Source organism: Caballeronia sp. GAWG1-1 (genome assembly GCF_023631465.1).
GTDB lineage: Bacteria > Pseudomonadota > Gammaproteobacteria > Burkholderiales > Burkholderiaceae > Caballeronia.
The window spans coordinates 36179-47162 of the sequence record NZ_JALQDB010000026.1 but is presented as its reverse complement, the minus strand read 5'-3'; the positions used below and the strand labels follow the sequence as shown (position 1 = coordinate 47162).

The following is a 10984-nucleotide window of genomic DNA, read 5'->3' as shown; positions in this document are numbered from 1 at the left end:
GTTCGTGTCTTGTTCCGCCTCGGCGTTTATGGGGCCTTGCTAGCGGTTTCTTTTTTCTTGAGCGTTCGGGAAAGCCGAGCCGCTGGCTTGTGTTTTTGTTCGGTAACCGTCTCCCCGGCGGCTACTGAGAACGCTGCAAGCTAACTGCTTAACTTCAACGACTCATCAGCACGGGCAAGCAACAACCCTTCAGAGAACCAGAACCCACCAGCCCGGCAAGGGCAAAAACCCCGACCAAATGGCAAACGCACTCCCCGAAAAACTTCTCCCCGGCGCATCCTACCCGCTGGGAGCAAACTGGGACGGCTTGGGCGTCAACTTCGCGGTGTTTTCATCGAATGCGCACCGCATCGAGGTGTGTCTCTTCGACAGCACGGGCCGCAAGGAACTGATGCGCTTCGATCTGCCCGAATGCACCGACGAAGTGTGGCACGGCTATCTGCCCGGCGCGCATCCGGGCACGGTGTACGGCTTTCGCGCTCATGGCCCCTATCAGCCGCAACATGGTCATCGCTTCAATCCGCACAAGCTGTTGCTCGATCCCTACGCGAAGAAACTCGTCGGCCCGTGGCGATGGTCCGACGCGCTCTTCGGCTATCGCGTGCATTCCAATCGCCTCGACATGTCGATGGATCGCCGCGACTCCGCTCCGGCGATGCCCAAATGCATCGTCACCGACGACGCCTTCGACTGGTCGCGCGACAATCGCCCGAACACGCCGTGGGGCGAAACCATCATCTATGAAACGCACGTGCGCGGCGCCTCGATGCTGCGCGACGATATCCGTCAGCACGAACGCGGTTCATTCGCCGCGCTCTCGTCGCCGTGGTTCATCGAGCATCTGCAAAAGCTCGGCATCACCGCCGTCGAATTCCTGCCCGTGCACGCGTTTCTCAACGACCGCTTTCTCGTCGAACGCGGTCTTAAGAACTACTGGGGCTACAACACGGCGGCGTTTTTCGCGCCCGAGCCTTCGTATCTTTCGACGCATCGGCTGAACGAGATGCGTATCGCCGTGCGGCAACTGCATGCGGCGGGCATCGAAGTGATTCTCGACGTGGTCTACAACCACACCTGCGAAGGCAGCGAACTGGGGCCCACGGTGTCATGGCGCGGGCTCGACAATGCAAGCTACTACCGTCTGATTCCCGGCGACGAGCGGCATTACATCAACGAAACCGGTTGCGGCAATACCGTCAACCTGTCGCATCCGCGTGTCCTGCAAATGGTCATGGACTCGCTGCGCTACTGGTGCACGGCGTTCAATATCGACGGCTTCCGTTTCGATCTCGGCGTGACGCTGGGCCGCGAAGGGCACGGTTTCGATCCCGGCTCGGGCTTCTTCGACGCTATTCGCCAGGACCCGATTCTCTCGACGCGCAAGCTCATTTCCGAGCCGTGGGACATTGGGCCGGACGGCTACCAGGTCGGCAATCATCCGCCCGGTTTCGCGGAGTGGAACGACAAGTACCGCGACGGCGTGCGGCGCTTCTGGCGCGGCGATTCGGGGATGCGCCCCGACCTCGCCGCGCGGCTCACCGGCTCGGCCGAGCTTTTCAACCGGCGCTTCCGGAAGCCGTGGGCATCGGTGAATTTCGTGGCATCGCACGATGGCTTCACGCTCGCCGACGTTACCGCCTATTCGGAAAAGCACAACGAGATGAATCAGGAGGGAAACCGCGACGGGCACAATGAAAACTGCAGCGCGAACTGGGGCGTGGAAGGCCCGAGCGACGATCCCGCGATCCGCACCGTTCGCAATCGCCTCGCGCGCTCGATGATCGCGACCACGCTTCTGTCGCTCGGCACGCCGATGCTGCTGGGCGGCGACGAATTCCTGCGCACGCAGAACGGCAACAACAACGCTTATTGCCAGGACAACGACATTTCCTGGACCGACTGGGCCGCGGCGCATAGTCCCGAAGGCCGCGAGATGACGGAGTTCGTCGCAAGCGTCGTCGCGCTGCGCAAAAAGTACCCGGTTCTGCGGGAAACTCGCTTTCTCTACGGCGACCGCGAAGTGCTGCCCGGTCTCTACGATGTGAGCTGGTTCGACGAACGCGGCGTCGCGCTCGCCATCGAGGCATGGCAGGACCCTGAGGGCCGCGCGCTGACCTTGCGCCGGGCAGGGCCGGGACTCGACGGCGAGATCGACGTGATCCTGCTCCTCATCAATGGCTCGGGGCAGAACCTCGTCTTCACGCCGCCTCCGCCTCACTTGGAATGGAACGTGCTCCTGGATAGCGCTGAGCCCGACGCCATCCAGCGGCCGCTCGTCGGCAGCGAACTGGAGGTCGCGGCGCACAGTATCGTCGTGCTGCTCGCGCAACCGACCGGCGACGCCGACTGGCAGGCGGTCTGGATGGCGGGCGCACATCAGGGTCCGCGTCTTCTGACCGCGCTGCCTCCCGATCCGGGCACCATTCCGGCAAATCGACCGCCGGGCATCGATTCGGCTCAATGAGGCGATTCACCACGGCTCGCGCGGCGCACAGAAAAGTGGCATATCCCGCAGTACACCAGGCTCGAAATCATGTCCGAACGTCCGATTGATCCGCACAAGCATCACCACGCGCATTGCCTTCCCTTCGGCGCGCATCTGACCGGCGCGGCGCGCGAAGCACCGCGCACGCGTTACCGTTTCTGGGCGCCGTCGCGCGACCGCGTGCAACTGGAGTTGCAGCGCGAAGGCGATGCCGCGCCCGCGCTCATCGACATGCAGCCGGCCGGTGACGGCTGGTTCGAAGTCGAAGCCGATGGCGGCGCGGGCACGCTGTATCGCTATCGTCTGGATGCCGATCTCGCGGTGCCCGACCCGGCATCGCGCTATCAGCCGGAAGACGTGAACGGCCCGAGCGCGGTGGTCGATCCGCGCGCGTATCGCTGGACCAATACCGACTGGCATGGCCGGCCGTGGGAAGAAACCGTGCTTTATGAAGTGCACGTCGGCGCGATGGGCGGCTATGCGGGCGTCATCGCGCGTCTGGACGAGTTGGCGCAGCTCGGCGTCACGGCCATCGAACTCATGCCGCTGAACGACTTCTCCGGCACGCGCAACTGGGGTTACGACGGCGTGCTGCCCTACGCCCCGGATTCGGCCTACGGTCATCCCGATGAACTGAAGAAGCTCATCGACATTGCGCACGGTCTCGGCCTCATGGTGTTCCTCGACGTGGTGTATAACCACTTCGGCCCGGACGGCAATTATCTGCATGCATATGCGAAAACCTTCTTTCGCGAAGGCGTGGATACGCCCTGGGGTCCCGCGATCGATTTCGAGCGTCCGCAAGTGCGCGACTTCTTCTTCGATAACGCGCTGTACTGGCTCAACGAATATCGCTTCGATGGCTTGCGTCTGGACGCCGTGCACGCCATCAACGACGACGAATGGCTGCGCGAATTCGCGGACCGCGTGCGCAGTTCCGTGGAAACGGGCCGTCATGTTCACCTCGTGCTCGAGAACGAACACAACACGGCCAATCTGCTGGAGTCGCACTTCAACGCGCAATGGAACGACGACGCGCACAACACGCTGCACGTGCTTCTGACCGGCGAGGACGAGAGCTACTACGGCGCGTATGTCGACAAGCCCACGGATAAGCTCGCACGCGTCTTGAGCGAAGGCTTCGTGTATCAGGGCGATCCATCGCCGATTCACGACGGCAAGCCACGCGGCGAGAAGAGTTCGCATCTTCCGCCCACGGCGTTCGTGATGTTCCTGCAGAATCACGATCAGGTCGGCAACCGCGCGATGGGCGAACGCCTGCGCTCGCTCACCGACGACGCCTCGCTCTACGCGGCGACCGGACTTTTGCTGCTGTCGCCGCAGATTCCGCTTCTGTTCATGGAAGAGCAATACGGCTCGAAGCAGCCGTTCCTCTTCTTCACGGACTATCACGACGAACTCGCCGATGCCGTGCGCGAAGGACGCCGCAAGGAATTCGCGAAGTTCTCCGCATTCACCGACGAAAAGCGCCGCGCGCAGATTCCCGACCCGAACGACAAGCGCACGTTCGCGATGTCGTCGCCGAACGTCGAAGGCAAAGCGGACGAACTGGACCGCCTCGACTGGCTGCACTTCTACAAGTCGGCGCTGGCCGTGCGTGCGAAACTCATCGCGCCGCGTCTGAAGGGCTCTAAGTCGCTCGGCGCTCAAGTGCTCGGCGACAAGGCCGTGCTCGCAAGCTGGAAGCTCGGTGATGGCGAAACGCTCACCATCGCGCTCAATCTCGGGCAAGCGCCGGCCACGCTTGAAGAAGCGCCGAAGGGCAAGGTCATCTTCGAGACGCCGGCACGCGCGCAGGATAGCGCGAGCGCGGGCGAAATCGGCGGACGCAGCTTTATCGCGTGGCTCAGCGGCGATGTCAACGGCTTCGCCCATGCACAAGGAACCCGCACGTGAGCGCCACTGCAAGCACCACGGGCGAAATGTCGCCCATCGAAACGCTCGCCGCGCGCGCGGGCTTCGAAGTCGAATGGCAGAACGCGCACAAGGCGATGCAGCGCGTGCCGGAAACGACGCTGCGCATTCTGCTCGAAAAGCTCGGCCTGCCGTGTGGCAACGCCTCGCAGATCAAGCAGAGCATGGCCGCCGTCGATGCCGAAATGAGCGGCCGCAAGTTGCCGCCGCTCATCACGGCGGAAGTGGATCGCGGCATTGCGTTGCCGGTGTCGGCGGCGAAGTCGGGCGTGCGCTATCGCATCGAACTGGAAAGCGGCGAGGTTATCGACGGGCGTTTTACCGCGCCTAAAGGCGAGACCGCATTGCTCTCGCCGATTTCGGAGCCGGGCTATCACACGCTCGTCATCAACGACCATCGCACGACGCTGGCGGTAGCGCCCGCGCGCTGCTACACCATCGACGATGCGTGGCTCGCGCTCGACGACGCAACCGACCAAGCCGCCGCTGAAACCGCGCCGCCGCTTTGGGGCGTCGCCGCGCAAGTCTATGGTTTGCGCCGTCTGGGCGATGGCGGCGTCGGCGACTTCACGGCGCTGGCCACGCTCGCGACGCAGAGCGCGAAGCGCGGCGCCCATGCGCTCGCCATCAGTCCGATGCACGCCATGTTCAGCGCCGAGCCGAACAAGTTCAGTCCTTATTCGCCTTCGTCGCGGCTCTTTCTGAACATCGCGCACGTCGATCCCGCCGCCGTGTTCGGCGCGGCCGCCGCGCGCGCCGCGATCGAACAAGCCGGTGTGGCGGATGAATTCGCCGAACTCGAAGCGCTGCCGCTCATCGACTGGCCGCGCGCCATGAAAGCGCGCCTGGCCATTCTGCGCGCGCTCTTCGAGACGTTCTCGGCCGACAGCGCATCGCCTTTGGCGCAAGACTTCGCTTCGTTCGTCGAGGAAGGCGGGCGTGCGCTCGAAGATCATGCACGCTTCGAAGCGCTGCAGGCAGCGCAGCTTGCGGAAAATGGCGAAGGCCACTGGCGCAACTGGCCAGACGAACTGCGCGATCCGCGCAGCGATGCGGTCGCCGCATTCGCCGAAGCCAATCGCCACGAAGTCCAGTTCTTTCTCTTCACGCAATGGCTCGCATCGAAAGGCCTGCTGCACGCGCAACACGCGGCGCGCGACGCGGGCATGGCGGTCGGACTCGTCGCGGACCTTGCCGTCGGATGCGACAGCGCGGGCAGTCATGCATGGTCGTATCGCGATGAAATGCTGACAGGCGTGTCGGTCGGCGCGCCGCCCGATCTCTTCAATCAGGCCGGGCAGTCGTGGGGACTCACCACCTTTTCGCCCCGCGCCATGCGCACGCAAGGCTTCTCGGCGTTCATCGACATGTTGCGTTGCGCGTTCGCGCGCGCGGGCGGCATTCGTATCGATCACATTCTCGGGCTGAGGCGGCTGTGGCTCGTGCCCGAAGGCGAAAGCGCGAAAGACGGCGCCTATCTGCGCTACCCGCTCGAAGACCTCTTGCGGCTGATTGCGCTGGAATCGTGGCGGCATCGCGCGATTGTCGTCGGCGAAGACCTCGGAACCGTGCCGCCGGGCTTCACCGAACGCTTGCAGGAGCACGGCTTGCTTGGCATACGAGTGCTGTGGTTCGAACGCGAAGTGGATGGCCCCGGCTTCAAGCCGCCGCGCGAGTGGGACAGCGGCGTGACCGCCACCACGACCACGCACGATCTGCCGACCGTCACCGGATGGTGGCGCGGCGAGGATATCGTGTGGCGCTCGAAGATCGGCCAGACGGCGGCGCGCGAAGACGGCCGCGATGCGGTGGAAGTAGCGCAGGAAGAGCGCGGCGCCGATCGTGGCTTACTATGGCGCGCTTTCCAGGAAGCGGGTATTGCTCCGTCCGATGTCGATGCGCCTCCGGTCGAGGAAGCGCCCGTGGATGAAGCGCTCGCTTTCGTGGCCGCGACGCCCGCGCCGCTCGTCACGTATCCGCTCGAAGATCTGCTTGGGCTTGCTGAACAGCCGAATCTGCCCGGCTCGATCGACGAGCATCCGAACTGGCGGCGCCGTCTTGCCGCGCCTGTCGAGGAACTGTTTCTCGACGACGCATTTTCCGAACGACTGCTCGCGGTGGATGCCGCGCGCAGTCGTTCGACGCAACCCGACAATGTTGATTCACCCAAACCAGCCGACTCACCATGACCGTTCCGCGTTCCACGCTCAGGCTCCAGCTTCATAAGGACTTCACTTTCGACGACGCCGCGGCGCAAGTGGATTATTTCGCTTCGCTCGGCGTCAGTCATGCGTATGCGTCGCCGATCACGACCGCGACGAGCGGCTCCACGCACGGCTACGACACCGTCGACTACACGAAGGTCAATCCGGAGCTGGGCGGCGAGGAAGCCCTGCGGCGCTTCGTCGAGAAGCTGCGCGCGCACGACATGGGACTGATCGTCGATGTCGTGCCGAATCACATGGGCGTGGGCGGTTCGGAAAACGCATGGTGGCAGGACATCCTCGAATGGGGACGTCACGCGGCGCATGCGCGCTTCTTCGACGTGGACTGGCATTCGCCCGATCCTGCATTGCGCGGCAAGGTGCTCGCGCCGTTTCTTGGCGCTTCCTATGGCGACGAGTTGCAGGGCGGCAAGATCAAGCTCGCGTATCGGCCGGATGAAGGACGCTTCGTGGTGGAGTACTACGCGCATGTGTTCCCGATCTGTCCTGTCGATTACCCGGTCGTGCTGCAAGAAGCGCCGGAACTCGCGCACCGTTTCTCCGGCTTGACGACGCAGCCTGCCGATCAGCCGCGCGCGGCCGAAGCGCGCAATGCGCTCGCGACCATTGCTCAAACGGAAGGCGGCAAGGCCGCGATCGAAGCGATTCTCGCCGCGCATTCGCCGGACACACCGGTTGGACGCGAGCGGCTGCATCGTCTGCTCGAACGGCAGCATTATCGCCTCGCATGGTGGCGCACGGCCGCGGACGAAGTGAACTGGCGGCGTTTCTTCGACGTGAGCACGCTCGGCGGCGTGCGCGTCGAGCGGCCTGAAGTGTTCGAGGCATCGCACGCGCTCATCTTCAGGCTCTTTACCGAAGGGTTGATCGACGGCGTGCGGATCGATCACGTCGATGGTCTTGCCGAACCGCGCGAGTACTGCCAACGCCTGCGCGCGCGGCTCGAAGAGTTGTCCGCGCAACGGCCCGAGGCTTTACGGCATGGCAACGGCCATACGTATTTCGTCGTCGAAAAGATTCTCGCGCGCGGCGAACCGCTGCGCCGCGACTGGCAAGTGGATGGCACCACGGGCTACGACTTCATGAACGATGTCGGCGCGCTGCTGCACGACCCGGCAGGCGCCGAGCCGCTCGCCGCGTTGTGGGCCGATATCACCGGCCGAAGCGCGAGCTTCGCCGACGAAGCGCTCGCCGCGCGCCGCAAGATTCTCGCGGAAAACTTATCGGCGGAACTGGATCGCGTGACGCGTTCGCTGCATCGCATTGCACGCGACTCGCACAACACGCGCGACTTCACGTTCACGTCGATCCGTCGCGTGGTCGCGGAACTGGTGATTCAGTATCCGGTGTATCGCATCTATCCCGTGAGCAGCGTGCGCAGCGCCGAGGATGAGAAGTACTTCTCGCAAGCGCTGAATGCCGCGCGCGCATCGCTTTCGAGTGCGGATCATGTCGTGCTCGATCAGGTGGCGCAGTGGCTTGGCGGCAAGCTGCCCGACGAAGCGCCGGTCAGCACGCCACCGGCCGAGCGCGCGGAACGCCCGCGTGAGCGCGCCGCCGAACGTGGACGCGACCGGAACCAGAGTCAGGCGACGGCTGGGCAAAACGCGCAGCCGTCGAGCGGATCGCAGCGGCGCGCGGCGCAGACGCTGTTTTCGCAGCTCACATCGCCGGTTGCGGCAAAGGCGGTCGAAGACACGGCGTGTTATCGCTATGGAAGGCTCATCTCGCGTAACGAAGTGGGCGCGGACCCCGGCGAGTTTTCTTTGTCCGTCGAAGATTTCCACGCGGGCAACAAGGAACGCTTCGCCGCGTTCCCGCACGCCATGCTTTGCACCGCGACGCACGATCACAAGCGCGGCGAAGACGTGCGCGCGCGCATCGCGGCATTGAGCGAGATTCCCGAAGAATGGGCGACCACGCTCAAGCAATGGTCGACGCTGAACACGCCGTTGCGTCGTGGTGCCGATGCCGGCGGCGACTGGGCGCCCGGCCCCGGCGCCGAAGCGATGCTGTACCAGACGCTCGTCGGATGCTGGCCGCTCACGCTCTCGCCGGATGACGAAGCGGGCGTCCAGGAGCTGGCCGAACGCGTCGCGCAATGGCAGTTGAAGGCGTTGCGCGAAGCCAAGTTGCGCACGAGCTGGTTCGCGCCGGACGAGGCGTATGAAAATGCCTGCCGCGAGTTCCTTTTCGATATCGTCTCGCCGCAGCGGCGCAATGGCTTTTTGCAGGAATTGTCGGCTTTCGTGGCGCGGCTCGGGCCGCTGGGCGTGATCGACAGTCTGCAGCAGACGTTGTTGCGACTGACATCGCCGGGCGTGCCGGACCTTTATCAGGGCACGGAGCTTTGGGACTTCAGTCTCGTGGACCCTGACAATCGCCGCCCGGTCGATTTCGAATTGCGTCGCAAGTGGCTTGCGGAAGTGGACCAGAAAGGTCCACCTTCGGAACAACTCGCCAACTGGCGCGATGGGCGCATCAAGTTGGCGGTGGTACAGCGTGCGCTTGCGTTGCGCAAGCATTGCGAGTCGCTCTTTGCTCAAGGTGAGTATGTGCCGCTTGCCATCGAGGGCGAACATGCTGACCGCGTGATCGCTTACGCGCGCCATGCCGGTAGCGCTTACGCAATCGTGATCGCCACGCGACTCGCCGCGCCATTGCTGCCTGCTGGCAGCGATATGCCGCTGGTCAAGGCGGAAAGCTGGGGCGATACGGCGGTCATTCTTCCGGAAGCGTTGCGTTCCCGTGCGCTCTTCGACTGGCTGAGCCCGAATGCGCCGAAGGCGGACGGCGAAAAGCTGTTCCTGCGCGATGCGCTGGCTTCGATGCCCGTGGCCTTGCTCGTTGAAGAAGGCGTGCCTTGCGCATGATCAAAGCATGAGTTAGTGAGACATGAGGCGGGCGCGCTTCTCACCACGCGCCCCGCCCTTGCCTGCGCTACTACTCGGCGTGCTCGACCTCTTCCTCGCGCGGATACACCCGCACCAGCACGATACGCGGCCCGTTCATCTTCTTGACGACGATGTCGAAGGCGTCGAACTCGACGCGCTGCCCTTCCTGCGGCAAGTCCCCGAGCGCATTGATGACGAGCCCGCCGACGGATTCCGCGCGGCCTTCGTCGATATCGATGCCAAGCGCGCGTTCCAGTGAGACCACCGGCAAGCTGCCCTTGCCCATCAAAGTGCCGTCGTCCATGCGCGACCAGTCGGCATCTCCCTGACGGAATTCGTCGTGAATCTGACCGACGAGTGCGCCCAGCAGATTGTCGAGCGTGATAAAGCCGATGGGCTTCGCGCCCTTGCGCCCCACGATGGCGAAATGCGGCGCGCCCTTGCGAAAGCGCCGGAAAAGTTCCAGCGCCGACAGATTGGGCGCGACGTATTGCACGGGACGGACATGGCGCGCGAGCTTCTCGATCTTTTCGGCATCCTTCGAAAAGCTGAAGTTGAAGCCGCGCGCTTCGCCATCGCCCGCGAGGAACAAATCCTTCAGATGGATCATGCCGAGCACGCGTTCGCCGGAAGCATCCGCGAACAACGGATAACGGCTGAAGCGATGCCGCGAGATCACGGCCAAGTTATCGCGCATGGGCAAGTCGTTGCGCAGGCCGACGAGTTCGTGCGCGGGACGCATCAGGTCCGACACCGTCATGCGGCTGAAGTCGAGCGAATGCGCGATGGTGTTCCACTCGTCCGCGTTATACGAAGACGCCCCGCCAAGACGACGCCCGCGCAGAATGAGCTTGAGTTCGTCGGTGGAATAGTGGGCGTCGTGACCGTGTTCCGCCGACATGCCGAAAAGCCGCAACACGAGATTCGCGCTCGAGTTGAGCACCCAGATGAAGGGGTACATGGCCCAGTAAAAGCCATAGAGCGGCGTGGCGAGCCACAGGCCGACCTGCTCGGGACGGCGAATGGCCCACGACTTGGGCGCGAGTTCGCCGACCACGATATGCAGAAACGAGATGACCGAGAACGCAAAGAAGAGCGACACGGACTCGACGAGCTTTTCCGACTGAACGCCGATGAGCGCAAACAGCGGATGCAGCAGCGAAGCGAACGCGGGTTCGCCTATCCACCCAAGCCCCAGCGACGCGAGCGTGATGCCCAGCTGACACGCGGACAAATAGGCGTCCAGCTGGCTATGCACCTTCGCGAGCAGACGCCCCGGCAGGCCGTTGGTCCGCGCGATGGCCTGCACGCGCGTCGCCCGTAACTTGACGAGCCCGAATTCCGCCCCGACGAAAAAACCATTCAGGGCAACGAGCAACAATGCGCCGACCAGCGCGACAACCTGAGCCAAAGCAACTCTCTTCGAAAGTGGAAAGCGTCAGTAT

5 protein-coding genes are annotated in these 10984 nt (G+C 63.8%); 4 read left to right on the top strand and 1 reads right to left on the bottom strand.

The window, feature by feature from the left end; genetic code table 11:
• The first annotated feature begins 238 nt into the window (after positions 1-238).
• The 4 genes from glgX (at position 239) to treY (ending at position 9518) form a co-directional block, all read left to right on the top strand.
• Positions 239-2464 (top strand): glycogen debranching protein GlgX, encoded by a 2226-nt coding sequence (gene glgX, locus NCT03_RS16035; RefSeq protein WP_244829148.1) that lies wholly within the window; start codon positions 239-241, stop codon positions 2462-2464.
• A gap of 69 nt (positions 2465-2533) precedes the next feature.
• On the top strand, positions 2534-4402 hold the full coding sequence (gene treZ, locus NCT03_RS16030; RefSeq protein ID WP_250493118.1) for a malto-oligosyltrehalose trehalohydrolase: 1869 nt from the start codon (positions 2534-2536) through the stop codon (positions 4400-4402).
• A gap of 26 nt (positions 4403-4428) precedes the next feature.
• Entirely contained in the window at positions 4429-6609 is a 2181-nt protein-coding gene (gene malQ / locus NCT03_RS16025; RefSeq protein WP_250493144.1) for a 4-alpha-glucanotransferase, read from the top strand.
• Positions 6606-9518, top strand: a complete 2913-nt coding sequence (gene treY / locus NCT03_RS16020; RefSeq protein WP_250493117.1) for a malto-oligosyltrehalose synthase — start codon at positions 6606-6608, stop codon at positions 9516-9518. Before malQ ends, treY begins: the two co-directional genes overlap by 4 nt.
• A gap of 70 nt (positions 9519-9588) precedes the next feature.
• On the opposite strand, the gene NCT03_RS16015 is transcribed toward treY, so the two are convergent.
• On the bottom strand, positions 9589-10950 hold the full coding sequence (locus tag NCT03_RS16015) for a hemolysin family protein (protein WP_250466494.1): 1362 nt from the start codon (positions 10948-10950) through the stop codon (positions 9589-9591).
• Positions 10951-10984: the final 34 nt, after the last annotated feature.

Coding starts and splice junctions, on each gene's coding strand:
- malQ (WP_250493144.1), top strand. CDS start 4,429: ATGTCGCCCATCGAAACGCTCGCCGCGCGCGCGGGCTTCGAAGTCGAA.
- treY (WP_250493117.1), top strand. CDS start 6,606: ATGACCGTTCCGCGTTCCACGCTCAGGCTCCAGCTTCATAAGGACTTC.
- treZ (WP_250493118.1), top strand. CDS start 2,534: ATGTCCGAACGTCCGATTGATCCGCACAAGCATCACCACGCGCATTGC.
- glgX (WP_244829148.1), top strand. CDS start 239: ATGGCAAACGCACTCCCCGAAAAACTTCTCCCCGGCGCATCCTACCCG.